This window comes from Streptomonospora nanhaiensis, assembly GCF_013410565.1.
Lineage (GTDB): Bacteria > Actinomycetota > Actinomycetes > Streptosporangiales > Streptosporangiaceae > Streptomonospora > Streptomonospora nanhaiensis.
This window is the reverse complement of record NZ_JACCFO010000001.1, coordinates 5,796,333-5,812,299: the sequence shown is the minus strand read 5'-3', so window position 1 is coordinate 5,812,299 and position 15,967 is coordinate 5,796,333. Positions and strand designations below refer to the sequence as shown.

Annotated in this window: 11 protein-coding genes, 2 rRNA genes and 1 pseudogene; 7 read left to right on the top strand and 7 right to left on the bottom strand. The window is 72.9% G+C overall.

The window, feature by feature from the left end; genetic code table 11:
* Positions 1-561: 561 nt before the first annotated feature.
* Both HNR12_RS25595 and HNR12_RS25590 read right to left on the bottom strand, forming a co-directional pair.
* The gene (locus HNR12_RS25595) at positions 562-738 is read right to left on the bottom strand and encodes a hypothetical protein (protein WP_179769939.1); all 177 of its coding nucleotides are present in this window, start codon (positions 736-738) and stop codon (positions 562-564) included.
* 180 nt (positions 739-918) lie between these two features.
* A complete protein-coding gene (locus HNR12_RS25590; RefSeq protein WP_179769938.1) occupies positions 919-1,875 on the bottom strand; it encodes a membrane fusogenic activity family protein in 957 nt (318 codons plus the stop codon).
* Positions 1,876-2,155: 280 nt separating this feature from the next.
* On the opposite strand from HNR12_RS25590, the gene HNR12_RS25585 reads away from it, so the two are divergent.
* From HNR12_RS25585 to HNR12_RS25575, 3 genes are all read left to right on the top strand, one after another.
* Positions 2,156-2,506 (top strand): SCP2 sterol-binding domain-containing protein, encoded by a 351-nt coding sequence (locus tag HNR12_RS25585; RefSeq protein ID WP_179769937.1) that lies wholly within the window; start codon positions 2,156-2,158, stop codon positions 2,504-2,506.
* A gap of 81 nt (positions 2,507-2,587) precedes the next feature.
* A complete protein-coding gene (locus HNR12_RS25580; protein ID WP_179769936.1) occupies positions 2,588-3,988 on the top strand; it encodes a DUF1015 domain-containing protein in 1,401 nt (466 codons plus the stop codon).
* 216 nt (positions 3,989-4,204) lie between these two features.
* A complete protein-coding gene (locus HNR12_RS25575; RefSeq protein WP_179769935.1) occupies positions 4,205-5,227 on the top strand; it encodes an HAD-IIA family hydrolase in 1,023 nt (340 codons plus the stop codon).
* Positions 5,228-5,391: 164 nt separating this feature from the next.
* On the opposite strand, the gene HNR12_RS25570 is transcribed toward HNR12_RS25575, so the two are convergent.
* Complete coding sequence (locus HNR12_RS25570) at positions 5,392-5,886, bottom strand: single-stranded DNA-binding protein (protein ID WP_179769934.1); 495 nt, start codon at positions 5,884-5,886, stop codon at positions 5,392-5,394.
* A 227-nt stretch (positions 5,887-6,113) separates the two neighbouring features.
* Between HNR12_RS25570 and HNR12_RS25565 the strand changes: the two genes are divergently transcribed.
* Positions 6,114-7,130 carry an MBL fold metallo-hydrolase gene (locus HNR12_RS25565; protein ID WP_308118931.1) on the top strand — a complete coding sequence of 339 codons (1,017 nt, stop codon included), beginning with the start codon at positions 6,114-6,116 and terminating at the stop codon, positions 7,128-7,130.
* Positions 7,131-7,145: 15 nt separating this feature from the next.
* Here the strand turns inward: HNR12_RS25565 and HNR12_RS25560 are convergent, their stop codons facing one another.
* A complete protein-coding gene (locus tag HNR12_RS25560) occupies positions 7,146-7,586 on the bottom strand; it encodes an NUDIX domain-containing protein (protein ID WP_179769933.1) in 441 nt (146 codons plus the stop codon).
* Between the two features lie 269 nt (positions 7,587-7,855).
* Here HNR12_RS25560 and HNR12_RS25555 point away from each other — a divergent pair, with 269 nt between their 5' ends.
* The 3 genes and pseudogenes from HNR12_RS25555 to HNR12_RS29850 all read left to right on the top strand — a co-directional run.
* Positions 7,856-9,076, top strand: a complete 1,221-nt coding sequence (locus tag HNR12_RS25555) for an NHL domain-containing protein (RefSeq protein WP_179769932.1) — start codon at positions 7,856-7,858, stop codon at positions 9,074-9,076.
* A gap of 127 nt (positions 9,077-9,203) precedes the next feature.
* Entirely contained in the window at positions 9,204-9,377 is a 174-nt protein-coding gene (locus HNR12_RS29855) for a sigma factor (protein WP_308251327.1), read from the top strand.
* Between the two features lie 29 nt (positions 9,378-9,406).
* Positions 9,407-9,676 (top strand): annotated as a pseudogene (locus tag HNR12_RS29850) (hypothetical protein); the annotation flags it as partial.
* 751 nt (positions 9,677-10,427) lie between these two features.
* Here HNR12_RS29850 and HNR12_RS28815 read toward each other — a convergent pair.
* From HNR12_RS28815 to HNR12_RS25535, 3 genes are all read right to left on the bottom strand, one after another.
* Entirely contained in the window at positions 10,428-11,606 is a 1,179-nt protein-coding gene (locus HNR12_RS28815; protein WP_308118930.1) for a hypothetical protein, read from the bottom strand.
* A 1,063-nt stretch (positions 11,607-12,669) separates the two neighbouring features.
* Positions 12,670-12,785 (bottom strand): 5S ribosomal RNA (rrf, locus tag HNR12_RS25540).
* Between the two features lie 84 nt (positions 12,786-12,869).
* Positions 12,870-15,966: ribosomal RNA gene (locus HNR12_RS25535) — 23S ribosomal RNA — on the bottom strand.
* Position 15,967: the final 1 nt, after the last annotated feature.

The following is a 15,967-nucleotide window of genomic DNA, read 5'->3' as shown; positions in this document are numbered from 1 at the left end:
GTTTCCACAGCCCCCGGGGGACGGCCGCCCCGGCTCGCGGGCGGCGGAGCCGTTGTGCCGGGCCACCCTCGGGCGGGGGCGGAAGCCGGCGGCAGGGGAGCGGTTTCACGCCTGCGGCGCAAACGGTCAAGGGCCTCTCCCGAGCGGCGCGCTGCGACCGGACGACCGCAATTCCGGAACGACCCAAAAGGACATATGGCACAAACTTAAGCAAATTCCTTATTCGCCCGCCCGTGTCGCGGAAGGCGCCCCCGCCCTCGCCCGCACGCGGCCGCCCGGCAATGTCCCGTGGCCACCGCAGAGAATCGGCCGCCGTTTTCCGGGCCCCGCGCCGCGCCCCCTGCCCGCACCGGGTTGCGGACAGGGGGCGTGACGAATTCCGGACACGGTGAACGCAGGGGGTAGCGGCGAGCAGGCGTGCGGGGCCGCCGGATCCCGTGGCCGGGGAGGGGTGCCGGGGCGATCGTTCGACGGTGAGGGACCGCAGCCGCTCCGCCGTGGGGCGGCGGTGCCCGGCGGACGCGGGTACCGCGCGGCTGCGGGAAGAGGCGGGCGACGGCGCTAGCGGGACCGGGGCTCGCCCTGGTCCAGGCCGTTGAGGACGGTGGAAAGCTCGCGATGGAGTTCGTCGAAGACGGCAACGTGGTCCGACGTGGGCAGGTTGTCCAGCGCGGCCAGTCGTTCCCGCGCCATTTGCAGGGTTCGCTCGGCGATCCCGGCGGCTTGCTCGTCTTCCATGGCCGAATCGAGAGGGGTGCCGGTGTGGTTCACTTCCGTCACTTCCGCTCCGCCCTTCTCAGTGGACGTTGTGTTGTGCGCCCGCGCACGACCCGCCAAGGGTGTGATCACGGGAGTTGGGGATGGGAGCCCGGCCCACGCGGCCCGGCTCCGTGTCGCACTTGGCTGCTGTACTTCGCTTTAGTCGTTTTTCTTTCCCGACGTGCTGTTCCTACCACGTCCACCGGACCGCTTGGCAGTCGTGTTCTTGGCCGAACCGCTCTTGGCCGCCGCTCCCGAACGGGATGAGCTGGTCCGGGCCTTGGCCGACCGCTGCTGCTTGCCGGAGCCCTTCGCGGGCGCGGCGGCGTCGGGCGCCGGCTCGGCCGACGCCGCACCGGCACCGGAGTCCGGTGCGGGGGCCTCGTCCACGGCGCCGTCCACCGCACCGTCCGCCTCCCCCGACCGCTCCCGCGCCGCGGGTGCGGCCTCGGGCGCCGCGGGGGCGTGCTCGCCCTCACCCAGGACGAGCTGCCCCACCGCGGCCTGCCGCTCGGGCCCGGGGTCGCGCGGCGCCGACGGCCGCTCGCCGCCCGCCGGATCGGCGACCTCGTCAGCGGCGGGCCGCGCCTCCGGTCTTCCCGGAGCACTCGCGGACAGGTCGCCGGCGCCCTCCTGCGCGGAGGGCTCGGCCGCCGGCGCTCCGGTGGGGGCCGCGGCCTCGGCGAGGGGCGCCACGACACGCGGCTGGGCGCGCTGGGCGGCCAGCCGCCGCTCCAGCTCGGCGACGCGGCGGCCCAGCCGGTCGTACTCGGCGCGGCTGACGAGTTCGCGGCGCTCCAGCACGCGCTCGACCTCGGCGGCGATGAGGGAGTTGAGCGCCTCGCGGTTGGCCTGGCTGGTCTCGATCAGCTCGGCCGCCAGCGACTGGATGGTGGCGCCCGAGCGCGCGAAGCCGTTGGCGGCGGGTTCGCCCTCGCCCGCCGGCGCCGCCGTTGCCGGACCGCCGCCCACGGCGGTAAGCCGCGGCGCCGGAGCCGCCGGGCGGTCCTCGCCCGCCCGCAGCAGCACCTTGGCAGCGGCGACGGCACGCTTGCGGGTCAACTCGGTGAGCCCGTTGACGGCTTCGAGATAGGCGCGCACCGCGTCGACGACCATGGTTTCGTTGCTCCTTGCTGCTGGATTCCCGACTCGCTGGGGTCCACCCGCCGACTGCCGTGCGGCCGTGCCCGATCCGGTATGCCGCAGGGGGGACAGAGGGGGACGCAGGGGTCAACGCTACCGGGCGCCGCGCGTTCACGGGCGGTACTCGCCGGGGCTCCGGCGCCCCGGCCGCGCCCCCGCCCGCCCGGCCCGGCGCCCCGCCAGAGGCGCCCGCAGCACACCGGGCGCCCGGCCGGGCGCGTCCGCGCGCGGCACCATGCGGCATGATGGGGCCATGGCCAGCATCGAGCAGTGCCGGGAGGCGATCGACCGCGTCTCCGAACGCATCGCGAAGGTCGACCCCGCCGATCGGCGCAAGCACATCGTCGAGCGCTCCGTCAGCGTGATCGTGAGCGACCTGGACGCGGTGTTCGACATGCGCCTGACCGAGGACGGGCTGCGCGACGTGTCCCAGCGCGCCGCCGCCGACCCGGGCCAACGCGCCCAGGTGCGGATCACCGCCTCCAGCGACGACCTGGTCGAACTGGCCGAGGACCGGCTGGACTTCGCCAAGGCGATGCTGTCGGGCCGGGTCAAGCTGGACGCCGGCTTCGGCGACCTCATGCGGTTGCGCAAACTGCTCTGACCCGCCGCCCCCGGCGGGCTGTGAGAGGCCGCACCCGCCCGCGCCGGGGGACACCCCGGCGGCTGCGGGTATCGTTCCAGCGTGCGGACAGATGCGGGCGCGGAGGCCCTGGAGTTGGCGCCGCTGCGCGGCCTGCGCTACGCCAGTCCCGACGCGCGGACGCTGCTGGACTCCCCCGACTTCAACATCGCCCTGGCGCTCGCCCCGCCCTACGACCTCCTCGACGCCGCCGCGTTCGCCGACCTCACCCGGGCCGAGCCGCACAACGCGGTCCGGCTGACCGTGCCCCCGGCGGCGGTGGGGCAGGAGCCCGGCGGCGCGGAGCCGCCGATCACCGCCGCCGACCGCTACGCCGCCGCGGCCCGCACCCTGCGGCGCTGGATCGCCCAGGGGGTGCTGGTACGCGACCCCAGGCCCGCGCTCTACGTCTACGAGCAGACCCCGCCCGGCGGGCAGCGCCAGCGCGGGCTGATCGGCGCCCTGCGGCTGCCCGCGCCCGGCAGCGCCGTGGTGCGCCCGCACGAGGACGTCGCGCCGGGGCCCGTGGAGGACCGCGCGCGGCTGATGGCCGCCACCCAGGCCAACCTGGAGCCGATCTTCCTGCTCTACCGGGGCGGGACCGGCGCCGCGCGCGGCGCGGCCGCGCAGGTCACCGACACGGTCGCCGCCAGCCGGCCCCACCCGCTGGTGGACACGGTGACCGAGGACGGCGTGGCCCACCGGCTGTGGGCGGTCACCGACCCCGCCCTGCACCGCCAGGTCGCCGAGGACCTGGCGCAGCGGTCGGCCATGATCGCCGACGGCCACCACCGCTACGCCGCCTACCAGCGCCTCAAGGCGGGGCGCCACGGCCCCGGCCCCTGGGACCACGGGTTGGCGCTGCTGGTGGACTCCGACTCCTCCCCGCCCCGGCTGGGGGCGATCCACCGCGTGCTGCGCGGCATGGACGTGGACGCGGCGGTGGCCGCCCTGGCGGGCGCCGCCGAGGTGGTGCCGCTGCGCACCGACGGCGCCCCGGGCCGCCCCCGTGGCGACGCCGCCTACGGCGCGGCGCGGGCGGGCGGCACCGCCGGCGAGGCACCCGCCCTGGTGCTGGCCGACCCGGCCGACCACCGCCGGAGGTTCCTGGTGCGCGTGCCCCCCGACCGGCTGGCGGAGGCGTTCCCCGACCGCTCGTCCGCCTGGCGCGCCCTGCCCACCGCGCTGTTCCACCACCTGCTGCCGCGGTGGGGGGGCGAGGACCGGGTGGACCTGGTGCACGACGATCCCGAGGCCGCGGTCGCGGCGGCGCGGCCGGGCCGCGACACCGCCGCCCTGCTGGGACCGGCGCCGATCGAGCAGGTCTACGCGATCGCCGCGCACGGGGAGCTGACACCGCGCAAGTCGACGTCGTTCGGGCCCAAGCCGCGCACCGGCCTGGTGCTGCGCGGCGTGGAGGGCCCCTCGGCGGCCGAGCCGGGACCGCGCCGGCGCGCCCGGTGAACCGCGCGCCGCGCCGCCCCCGCGCAGGGGCGGCACCGGGCTGACCCGGCGCCGCGCCGCCCACGGGGCCGCACGCCGCGCGGCCCACCGCCCCGGCGCCACCGGGTGCGGGCACCGGAGGCGCCCGACCACCGCGGCCACCGCACGCACCGACACCGACACCACCGACCGCACCGCCATCCACGACACCGCGACGAAGGACGGATGATCCACGGCATGACACTGCTGAGCGCCCCCCAACCGCTGAACAGCGTCTACGACGCCGCCCTGCTCGATCTGGACGGCGTGGTCTACATCGGCCCCCGGGCGGTGCCCGCCGCCCCCGAGGCGGTGGACAAGGCCCGCGCGGCGGGCATGAAGGTGGCGTTCGTGACCAACAACGCCGCCCGCACTCCCGCCCGCACCGCCGAACGGCTCACCGGGATGGGGGTGGCCGCCGCGCCCGAGGACGTGGTGACCTCGGCCGAGGCCGCCGCGCGGCTGGTGGCCGACCGGTTCCCGGCGGGGTCGCCGGTGCTCGCGGTGGGCGACACCGGACTGCGCCTGGCCCTGCGCCGGCGCGGGCTGCGCCCGGCGTCGGTGGCCGCCGAGCGCCCGGTGGCGGTGGTGCAGGGCTACTCGCCCCGCCTGACCTACGACCTGATGGTGCAGGGCGCGCTGGCGGTCGCCGCCGGGGCGCTGTTCGTGGCCACCAACAACGACACCACCGCGCCCCTGGAGCACGGAATCCAGCCGGGCAACGGGGCGGCCGCCCGCGTGATCGCCCACGCCACCGGGCGCGAACCGGTGGTGGCGGGCAAGCCCGCGCGGCCGCTGCACGAGGAGGGCGTGCTGCGCACCGGCGCGGTGAACCCACTGGTGGTGGGCGACCGCCTGGACACCGACATCGAGGGCGCGACCGCGCGCGGCGCGGCGAGCATGCTGGTGCTGTCGGGGGTGACCACCCCGCTGGAGGCGGTGTGCGCGCGGCCCGAGCACCGCCCCTCCTACCTGGCGTGGGACCTGGCCGGGATCAACCAGACCCACCCCGAGGTGGCCGTGACCGCCCCGGGCACGGCCACCTGCGCCGGGTGGACGGCGGCGGCGGCCGGGGACACCCTGGCGCTCACCGGCGACGGCGACCGCCTCGACGGGCTGCGCGCGGTGTGCGCCGCCGCGTGGTCGGTGTTCCCCGACACCGCCCCGCCGCAGGCGCACGCGGCGCGGGCCCTCGCCCGTCTGGAGGGCCCGCGCACCTGAAAGCCCTGCGGCCGTACCGCGCCGCCCCGGCCGGGAAGCGGCCGGCGGCCGTCCCCGCGTGCGGGCCGTGCCCGGCTCAGGCGAACGCCGCGCCGACGCGCGGGGCCCGGTGGGCCGGACAGGTGCCCGCCGGTGCGGCCGCGCGGGGCGGAGCGGGCGGCGGCTCAGTCGGCCGCCGGACGTGCGGGCTCGCCCGCCGCGGCGGAGGGCTCGGCCCGGGCGAGGCGCCGCACGTGGCGGGCCTCGATCTCGACCACGCTGGCCGATCCCTTGGCCGAGCGCCAGAAGCGGCGCCGCAGCGCGCCGCTGACCTGGACGGTGTCGCCGATGCGCCAGTCGCGGGTGTCGTGCTCGATGGCGGTCTGGAAGCTGACGCACGTGATGGGGTCGGACGCCTGGTTGGGCCGCTGCTCCGACGGCGGGCGGGCGATCGACACCCGCCAGGAGGTGAGGCGGTCGCCCGAGGGGAGTTCGCGCACCGCGGGTTCGGCCGTGATCCGGCCGGCCACCACGACCTCGTTGCGGTGGCCGGCGGGATCGCGCCGCCGCACGGGGCGCGGCGCGGCGCCCCCGACCCCGGCGCGGAGGTCCGCTCCGGCCGTGGCGGCCGGGCCCGCGGGCGGCGCGGTGGCGAGAGCGGCGGTGGTGGACTGGGGCATGGTTCCTCCTGCGTTGGGCGCCGGCGGCTGACCGGACGTCGGCGGCTGCCGCCGCACCAGGCGGCGGGCCGGTTCGGACAACACCAGCATGGGCAGCCCCACCGCCCGCCGCACCCGCGATCGCGCACCTGTGGATAACTTCGCCGCGCCCACACCCGCCCCGCCCGTCCGCCCCACCTCCGCCGTGAACTACATTCGGTGGTCAGGGCGGTGGAAGGAGGCACACGGTGCACGACGACGTGGAACCGAACGCACTGCCCAGCGGGGTCACCGCGCTGGGCGACGACATCTTCGCGATCGACACTCGGATGGCCGGCTATCCCGGCATCACCTCCAGCTACCTGATCCGCACGGAGCGACCGTGCGTCGTGGAGGTGGGCACCGCCGGGTCGGCGCCCGTGCTGCGCGACGCGCTGGCGGCCCTGGGCATCGGCCCCGAGGACCTGGCCACCGTCGTCGTCACCCACATCCACCTGGACCACGCCGGCGGCGTCGGCGACATCGCCACGATGTTCCCCAACGCCGAGATCGTCGTCCACGAGCGCGGCGCACGCCACCTCGCCGACCCCGCGCGGCTGATGCGCAGCGCCCGCATGGTCTGGGGCGACAAGCTCGACCTGCTCTTCGGCGACCTGCGCCCCACCGACGCCGACCGCATCCGCGCCGTCGGCGAGACCGGCCGGATCGACCTGGGCGCCGGCCGGGCGCTGGTCAGCCACTACGCGCCCGGCCACGCCAAGCACCACATGGGGCTTGTCGACTCCGCCACCGGCGACCTCTACGTCGGCGACGCGCTGGGTGTCTACAACCCGCACACGGGCGAGGTCCGCCCGGCCACCCCGCCGCCCGACTTCGACATGGAGGCGGCGCAGTCCTCGCTGCGGCTGTTCGGCGACATCGCCCCCCGGCGGCTCATGTTCTCCCACTTCGGCGCGGTCGACACCGTCGAGCAGACGCTGGAGTCCTCCGCCGAGGAGCTGCGGGCCTGGGTCGACACCGTCCGCACCGCACGCGCCGACTCCCCCGACCTCGACCACGCCGTGGCGATGGTCCGCGAGCGGGTCGTCAGCCGCTACCGGCCGCGCCCCGAGGCCGCCACCGGCGACGACGCCCGGGCCGCCGAGGTCATGGACCTGCTGAGCGGCGTGCACAGCAACGTCGCCGGGATCGTCCACTGGCTCGACCGGGTGGCCGAGGACCAGCGCGCCGCCCGCGAGCGGGCGCGGCAGCAGGCCCAGGGCTGAGCCCACGCGGCCGCCTTACCCCCGCGGCGGGGGCGCCCCGGGCAGGCCCAGCGCGCGCAGCAGGTGGGCGTAAATGCCGTCGTCCCACGACAGGTCGTGCGGCAGGGTGTCGAACGCGCGGACCTCGGCGGTCTCGAACTCCCCCGTCAGCGGGGCCAGCGCGGCCACCTGGGCGTGGGTGACGACGGTGGTGTGCCCGTCGCGCAGGACGTAGTGCCCGGCGACGTGCACCTCGCCCAGCTCGGCGCCCGCCTCCTCGCGGGCCTCGCGGCGCGCGGTGGCCTCGGGGTCCTCCCCCGGCTCGGTGTGGCCTCCGGGGAACTCCCAGGCGCGGCGCCGATGGCGCACCAGCACCGGCCGGTCCCCGGCGAACAGCAGGCACACCACGGAGTCGTGGCGCTCGGGCAGCCGGCCCAGCACCACGGTCGCGCCGTTCAGCGGCTGCCGGCCGGTCATGGTGTGCGGCCACCTCCTTCTCACGCTCGTCGGCGCCCCCGCGTCCGCGCAGCTCACGGAGTCCGCGCCGCACATCGTAGTACCGGCCGCCCCGGCCCGGCCCGCAGCGCCCGGCCTGCGCTCCCCGCGCGGTCGAAACCCGGCCCGCCCGGCGAACACCCCCGAGCCGGACACAACATCGCAACAGCCCCGCGTGGGCGCACCGGTGTGGGGGTAGGTTGACCAAAACGCTCCCCGACCTCCCCATCCCCACCGTCGAAGGACCCCGGATGCCCCTCGGTCGTGCGGTTCACCCGCTGCGGCACGCGGTCGGCGCCGGGCGCCCGGCCGCCCCAGGACGACTGGTCGCGCTGGCGCTGGCGGCGGCCCTCGCCGCCGTGCTCACCGCCTGCTCGCTGCCCGGCCGGCCGAGCCAACCCGGGACGCTGACCACCGTGGCGGGCAGCGGTGCCACCGGCTGGCTGCACGGCGGCTACTCCGGCGACGCCGGGCCCGCCGCCCAGGCCCGCCTCAACGCCCCCCGCTCCATCGCCTTCAGCGCCGACGGCACCCTCTACATCGCCGACACCGACAACAACCGCATCCGCAGCGTCCACCCCGAAAGCGGCACCATCAACACCGTCGCCGGCGGCGGATCGGAGGACTGGGCCCAGGCCGACAGCGCCACCGCCGTGGCCCTGCCAGAGGTCACCGACCTGGCCGTGGACCCCTTCGGCCGGGTGCTCTACCTCGCCTCGATGCTGGACAACCAGGTCGCCGCCGTCGACCTGCACACCGGCCGCATCGAGATCCTGGCCGGCCGGCTCGACGGCACCGCCGCCGACACCCGCGACAGCGTCGACAGCGCCACCACCGGCCTGTGGTGGCCCTCGGGCATCGACGTCGGCCCCAACGGCACCCTCTACATCGCCGACAGCGGCAACCGGCGCATCCTCGCCGTCAGCCCCGACCACCTTCGCTACGACGGCCGCCTGCGCCCCGACTCCGTCCGCGTGATCGCCGGCACCGGAGCCGAGACCCCGTCCGGCTCCGACGGAGGCAACGGCGGTCCGGCCACCGAGGCCACCTTCGGCGAACTCGGCCGCATCACCGTGGCCCGCGACGGCACCGTCTACGTGGTCGACGGCCGGCGCCGCCTGCGCAGCATCGACCCCTACCGCCACACCATCCACGACGCCTGGACCGGGCGCCTGCCGCCCACCCCCGACGCCATGGCCGTGGACCCCCGCGAGGGCACGCTGTATGTCGCCGACGCCGCCACCCACCGCGCCATCGGGTTCGTGCCCGGCCGCCAGGACCCCTACGTCGTGGCCGGAACCGGCGACCCGGGGTTCTCCGAGGACGGCACGCCCGCCGAGGAGGCGCTGCTGCACGCGCCGGGCGGAATCGCCCTCAGCCCCTCCGGCGACCTCTACATCGCCGACACCCACAACCAGCGGGTGCGCCGCATCCCCGACATCCGCGCGCTCACGCCCGACCCCGCCCACTGACGGCCCCCCGCGCGCGCCTCGCCTCGGCCTTCGCCATGATGGTGCCACCGGCCGTCCCGCGCCCCTGCCCCGCCCCTCGGCGCCCCGGCCGCCGGCACCGCCGCCCCGGACCCGAGGAGCCCGCCCCATGGACGACCGCGAATCGCTCGGCGCGCTGTTCGAGGAGCACCGCCCCCGGCTGCGCGCGGTGGCCTACCGCCTGCTCGGCTCCGCCGGGGACGCCGACGACGCCGTGCAGGAGGCGTGGCTGCGGCTGAGCCGCAACGGCACCGACGGCGTGGACAACGCGCGGCGTGGCTGACAACCGTGGTGGGCCGCGTCAGCCTCAACATGCACATGCTGCGGGCGCGCAAGGCCCGGCGCGAGGACCCGCTCGACCCCGCCCCCGGCCGCCCCGGACCCCTCGCGGACGCCGCCGCTTTCGCCGAAACCCGCACCGCGCCCGCCGAGCGCCCGGCCGCGGACGACCCCGAGGAAGCGGCGGTACTCGCCGACTCCGTCGGCCTGGCGATGCTGGTCGTGCTCGACACCCTCTCCCCGGCCGAGCGGCTGGCGTTCGTCCTGCACGACATGTTCGCCGTTCCCTTCGACGAGATCGGCCCCCTCCTGGAGCGCTCCCCCGCCGCCGCCCGCCAGTTGGCCAGCCGCGCCCGCCGCCGGGTGAAGGGCGCTCCGGCGGTACCTGAGACCGACCTCGCCCGGCGGCGCCGCGTGGTGGAGGCGTTCCTCGCGGCCGCGCGCACCGGCGACTTCGAGGCGCTGGTGGGGCTTTTGGACCCCGATGTGGTGCTGCACGCCGACGGCGAGATCGTTCCCGGAGGCAGGCCCGTCGTGCGCGTCGGCCGCGACGCGGTGGCCCGGGGCGCGGTCCTGGCCTCGGTCCGCAGCCGCTTCGCCGAACCGGCGCTCGTGGACGGCTCGGTCGGCCTGGTCACGGCGCCGGGCGGACGGCTCTACTGCGTCCTCGCATTCACCGTGGTCGGCGACCGCGTCACCGCGATCGAGGTCATCGGCGCGCCCGAGCGGCTGCGCGGCCTGGAGATTCGCCGTGCTCGACGCGTGAGCCCCGCGCGGGCGGCGGGGCACGGGCACCCTGGAGGCCGGCGCGCCGGAGACGGGCGCGGGCGCTCCTGGAGGCCGCGCACGGTGGCGGAGCCCAGGAGCGCGGACGGATACGGGCCTCCTTCAGCCGGCGCGGACGGAAGGCGCGGTGTGCGGCGGAGGAACGGAAAAGGGCCGCGCCGCACCCCCGCAGGCGGGTGTGCGACGCGGCAGCGGTGCGCAGGCGCGTCGGCGTGGCCGACGTGCCTGGCGTGGACCGGTGCGGGTCGGGGCGCCGTGCCGCCGACCGCTACTGCTCCTCGTCCACCGAGCCCTCGGCCAGGTCGAGCGGCTGGGCATCGCGTCGCGGCGCCGCCGCCGGGGAGGCGGGGCCGGAGTCGGCGCCCGCCTCGGAGCCGCCGGCTGACGACCGGGCGGGTTCGACGGACTCGTCGCCGGACTCCTCGGAGGACTCCTCAGCGGGGGCCTCGTCAGCGGGCACCGCAGAGGACTCCACGGACGCCTCGGCGCCGGCGTCCGCCTCGGGCTCGACCGGGGCGGGCCCGGCTTCAGCGGCCGCGTCCTCGGCATCGGCAGCGGCCTCGGCCGAGGACACGGCGCGCTCGGCGGCCTCCGCCTCCTCGCCGGCCTCATCGACGCGCGGCCCCGGACCGGGCTTGCCGCCTTCGGCGGCCTCCGGCACGGCGGCCGCCTCGGGGCGGTCCGCGGAGGCGTCGGCCGCGGGCCGCCCCTCCGCCTCGGCCTCGGCGAACCCGTCCTCGTCGCCGTCCTCTGCGTAGGGGTCTTCGGCGTCGGTCCAGATGACGTCATCGCCGACGTCCACGATCTCGACGCCCTCCAGCGCGGCCAGGCGCTCGTCGGCGTCCGTGACACCCTCGCGGTCGACGGCCGAGGCGCGGGCGAAGAACTCCCGGGCCTCCTCCTCGCGCCCCACCTCAAGCAGGGCGTCGGCGTAGGCGTAGAACAGCCGGGCCACCCACGGGCGGGCGCGCCGCTCCTTCAGCTCCGGGACCTGGAGCTCCACCAGGGCGGCCTGGGGCTGCCCCAGGTCGCGGCGGGCTCCGGCGGCGACGATGCGCAGCTCGATGCGGTCCTCGATCGGCAGCTGGTCGGCCGCCGGATCGCGGGCGATGTCCAGAGCGCGCTCGGGACGGCCCAGGCCGCGCTCGCAGTCGGCGATGACCGGGAGGAAGTTGTCGCGCCCGGTCATGCGGCGGGCGGCCCGCAGGTCCGAAAGCGCCTCCTGCCACTTGCCCACCGTGTAGGCCGCGATGCCGGCGGCCTCGCGGACCACGCCGATGCGCGACGCCTTGCGGCGTGCGAAGACCGCATGCTGGTAGGCGCGCTCGGGGTCCTCGTCCAGCAGCCGCCCGGCCATGACCATGTGCCGGCCGACGACCTCGGCCAGCGTGCGCGGCAGCGTGCCCAGCTCGCTGCGGATCTCCGGGTCCAGCTGGGTGATGTGCACGTCCTCGGGGACGCTGGGGGCGACGTCGCGCGGGTCCTTCTCCTCGGCGGCGCGGTCGCGGTAGCCGGTGCGGCCGGCGCCCTGCTGCGGTCGGCCGCCGGGGCCGCCGCGCCGGTCCCGGTCGGGACGTCCGCCGCCCCCGCCGAACCGGCGGTCACCGGTCCGGCCGTCGCGGCGGCGGTCCTCGAACCGGCCGGTGTCACCGTCGCGGCCGCCTTCTCGGGCGTCGCGGCGCTCGCCGGATCGGAAGTCACGGTTGTAGGAGCCGCCGCGCTCGGAGCGCTCACCGGAACGGGAATCGCGGCTGTAGGAACCGCCGCGGCCGTAGGAGCCACCGCGTTCGTTGCGGTCGCCGCGCTCGGAACGCTCACCGCGCTCGCCGCCGCGATACCCGCCGCCTCCGGCGCCGCCGCCGTTCCCGCGCGGTCTGCCCGAGCCACCGCCGGAGCGGCCGGCCCCGAAGCCGCCGCCCTGGCGGTTGCCTCCTCTGCCACCGCCCTGGCCGCCGCCGTCGCGACCGCCACGGAAGCCGCCACCACGACCACCGCTGTCGCCGCTTCCGCGCCCGTACCCCGCTCGGGGACGACCGCTGTTGCCGCCACCTCGGCTACCACCGGTCCCTCCGGAACGGTGACCTCCATGGTTGCGTGCTCCGGAGCCTTCCCGGCCCCCGCGGCTATCGTCAGTCATGCTTCCGTCCGTAAACAGTCAAAAGCGCTGCCACTTGCGAGTAGCAGCGCATTGTCATTCTCGATCTTTCACTGTACGGCATGGTGTCACCCCCACCGGCCAGCTCACCGCGGGCCCCGCGTCCGTCGCAGGCCCCCAGCAGGACGAGACGCGCGACCGGCCGGCTGGGGGCAAGCGTCGACCGGAGGCGGGGGCGGGCCCCGGTCCGCCCCCGGCGGCGTGCGCAGGATGGCCCCGCCCCTCCGGAAGGGCCGGAGTTGCGTTTGATGCCCGCCCTGCGGCGACGCGATCGACGCCGGCAAGCCGACTGCGGCCTGGCCTCGGGCATAAAAAAAGGGGGTGGAGCCCCAAAAGACTCCACCCCCAACAAGAATTGCGGCAGCAACCTACTCTCCCACCCCACAACAGGGCAGTACCATCAGCGTAAAGAGGCTTAACGACCGGGTTCGGAAAGAGACCGGGTGTGACCCTCCCACCATAACCACCGCAAACCCAACCCCCACACCCACCAACAAAGCAGGCCCAGGGAAAACCAAAAACAATGAACAATGTGCGCGAACACCCAGCATCCATGGCGGACAAGCCCTCGGCCCATTAGTACCGGTCAGCTCCACGCCTCACAACGCTTCCACCACCAGCCTATCAACCCAGTCATCAACTGGAAGCCTTACCCCCACAACAGGGCAGGAGACCTCATCTCGGAGCAAGCTTCCCACTTAGATGCCTTCAGCGGTTATCTCTCCCGAACGTAGCCAACCAGCCATGCCCCTGGCGGAACAACTGGCACACCAGCGGTTCGTCCGTCCCGGTCCTCTCGTACTAGGGACAGCCCTCCACAAGTCTCCAACGCGCGCAGCGGATAGGGACCGAACTGTCTCACGACGTTCTAAACCCAGCTCGCGTGCCGCTTTAATGGGCGAACAGCCCAACCCTTGGGACCAACTCCAGCCCCAGGATGCGACGAGCCGACATCGAGGTGCCAAACCATCCCGTCGATACGGACTCTTGGGGAAGATCAGCCTGTTATCCCCGGGGTACCTTTTAGCCGTTGAGCGACACCACTTCCACACGCCGGTGCCGGATCACTAGTCCCTGCTTTCGCACCTGCTCGACACGTCCGTCTCACAGTCAAGCTCCCTTGTGCACTTACACTCACCACCTGATTACCAACCAGGCCGAGGGAACCTTTGGGCGCCTCCGTTACCCTTTAGGAGGCAACCGCCCCAGTTAAACTACCCACCAGACACTGTCCCCGAACCGGATCACGGCCCAAGGTTAGATGCCCGAAACAGCCAGAGTGGTATTTCACCAACGCCTCCACCACCACTAGCGTGACAGCTTCACAGGCTCCCACCTATCCTACACAAACCATCCCAAACACCAATGTCAAGCTATAGTGAAGGTCCCGGGGTCTTTCCGTCCTGCTGCGCGAAACGAGCATCTTTACTCGTACTGCAATTTCACCGGGCCCGCGGTTGAGACAGCGGGGAAGTCGTTACGCCATTCGTGCAGGTCGGAACTTACCCGACAAGGAATTTCGCTACCTTAGGATGGTTATAGTTACCACCGCCGTTTACTGGCGCTTAGATTCCCAGCGACACCCCTCCGAAAAAGGGGCTGACCAGTCCTCTTAACGTTCCAGCACCGGGCAGGCGTCAGTCCGTATACAGCGTCTTACAACTTAGCACGGACCTATGTTTTTAATAAACAGTCGCTTCCCCCTGGTATCTGCGACCCCACCCAGCTCAAGACGCAAAGGCCCATCACCAGACAGGGCTCCCCTTCTCCCAAAGTTACGGGGACAATTTGCCGAGTTCCTTAACCACGGTTCACCCGAACGCCTCGGTATACTCTACCTGACCACCTGCGTCGGTTTCGGGTACTGGCCGCCTGCGCACTCGCTAGAGGCTTTTCTCGACAGCACGGGATCACTCACTTCACCAAAAACGGCTCGGCATCACGCCTCACCCCTCACAGGGCACGGATTTACCAACACCCCGGGCTACACGCTTACCCCCGGACAACCACCGCCGGGTAGAGCTACCCCACTGCGTCACCCCATCACTTGCCTACACACCCATCGGATCCCAGACGCACCACAAGGCCAGACCCGAAGGCCCAACCCCAGACACGCCCGGTTAGCATCAGGGCTATCAACATGGACGCGCACAAACGGGTACGGGAATATCAACCCGTTATCCATCGACTACGCCTGTCGGCCTCGCCTTAGGTCCAGACTCACCCTGGGCGGATTAACCTGCCCCAGGAACCCTTAGTCAATCGGCGCCGGAGTTTCCCACTCCGGTATCGCTACTCATGCCTGCATTCTCACTCGCACACCCTCCACCCCAGATCACTCTGGAACTTCACCGGACGCACGACGCTCCCCTACCAACCCACACTCGCGTGCAGGCTCCACAGCTTCGGCGGTGTACTTAAGCCCCGCTACATTATCGGCGCAGAATCACTTGACCAGTGAGCTATTACGCACTCTTTAAAGGATGGCTGCTTCTAAGCCAACCTCCTGGTTGTCTCAGCAACTCCACAACCTTTCCCACTTAGCACACACTTAGGGGCCTTAGCTGATGATCTGGGCTGTTTCCCTCTCGACTACGAAGCTTATCCCCCGCAGTCTCACTGCCATGCTCCACTCCACCGGCATTCGGAGTTTATCTGACCTCAGTAACCTTGTCGGGCCCATCAGCCAAACAGTAGCTCTACCTCCAGGGAGCACCACACAACGCTGCACCTAAATGCATTTCGGGGAGAACCAGCTATCACGGAGTTTGATTGGCCTTTCACCCCTACCCACAGCTCATCCCCCAGGTTTTCAACCCTGGTGGGTTCGGGCCTCCACGAAGTCTTACCTCCGCTTCACCCTGGCCATGGGTAGATCACCCCGCTTCGGGTCCACAGCATGCGACTCAACGCCCTATTCAGACTCGCTTTCGCTACGGCTACCCCACCCGGGTTAACCTCGCCACACACCACGACTCGCAGGCTCATTCTTCAAAAGGCACGCCATCACCCCACACCAAAGCAGAGCTCTGACGGCTTGACAGCACACGGTTTCAGGTACTATTTCACAACCCCTCACCGGGGCACTTTTCACCTTTCCCTCACGGTACTCGTCCACTATCGGTCACCAGGACGTATTCAGGCTTAGCAGGTGGTCCTGCCAGATTCACACGGAATTCCTCGGGCTCCGCGCTACTCGGGAACGCATCCAATGAGACATGCCCTGCCTTCACCTACGGGACTCTCACCCACTACGGCGCCGCTTCCCAACGGCTTCAGCTAACAGAACACACCCCACACCAGGCCGGCAGACCCAGTACAGACACGCCCCACAACCCCACGAACGCAACGACTGCCGTCTATCACACGCCCGCGGTTTAGCCACCATCCCCTTTCGCTCACCACTACTCAGGGAATCACTATTGTTTTCTCTTCCTGCGGGTACTGAGATGTTTCACTTCCCCGCGTCACCACCAACCGCCCTATACATTCAGGCAGCGGCAACCCGACACAACTCGGGCTAGGTTCCCCCATTCGGACACCCACGGATCACAGCTCGGTTGACAACTCCCCGTGGACTATCGCGGCCTCCCACGTCCTTCATCGGCGCCTGGTGCCAAGGCATCCACCGTATGCCACACATACTTGGCCAC

Excerpts from the sequence above, each read along its gene's own strand:
- HNR12_RS25575 (WP_179769935.1), top strand. The coding sequence starts at position 4,205 with ATGACACTGCTGAGCGCCCCCCAACCGCTGAACAGCGTCTACGACGCC.
- HNR12_RS25570 (WP_179769934.1), bottom strand. The coding sequence starts at position 5,886 with ATGCCCCAGTCCACCACCGCCGCTCTCGCCACCGCGCCGCCCGCGGGC.
- HNR12_RS25585 (WP_179769937.1), top strand. The coding sequence starts at position 2,156 with ATGGCCAGCATCGAGCAGTGCCGGGAGGCGATCGACCGCGTCTCCGAA.
- HNR12_RS25590 (WP_179769938.1), bottom strand. The coding sequence starts at position 1,875 with ATGGTCGTCGACGCGGTGCGCGCCTATCTCGAAGCCGTCAACGGGCTC.
- HNR12_RS25595 (WP_179769939.1), bottom strand. The coding sequence starts at position 738 with ATGGAAGACGAGCAAGCCGCCGGGATCGCCGAGCGAACCCTGCAAATG.
- HNR12_RS29855 (WP_308251327.1), top strand. The coding sequence starts at position 9,204 with ATGGACGACCGCGAATCGCTCGGCGCGCTGTTCGAGGAGCACCGCCCC.
- HNR12_RS25555 (WP_179769932.1), top strand. The coding sequence starts at position 7,856 with ATGCCCCTCGGTCGTGCGGTTCACCCGCTGCGGCACGCGGTCGGCGCC.
- HNR12_RS25560 (WP_179769933.1), bottom strand. The coding sequence starts at position 7,586 with ATGACCGGCCGGCAGCCGCTGAACGGCGCGACCGTGGTGCTGGGCCGG.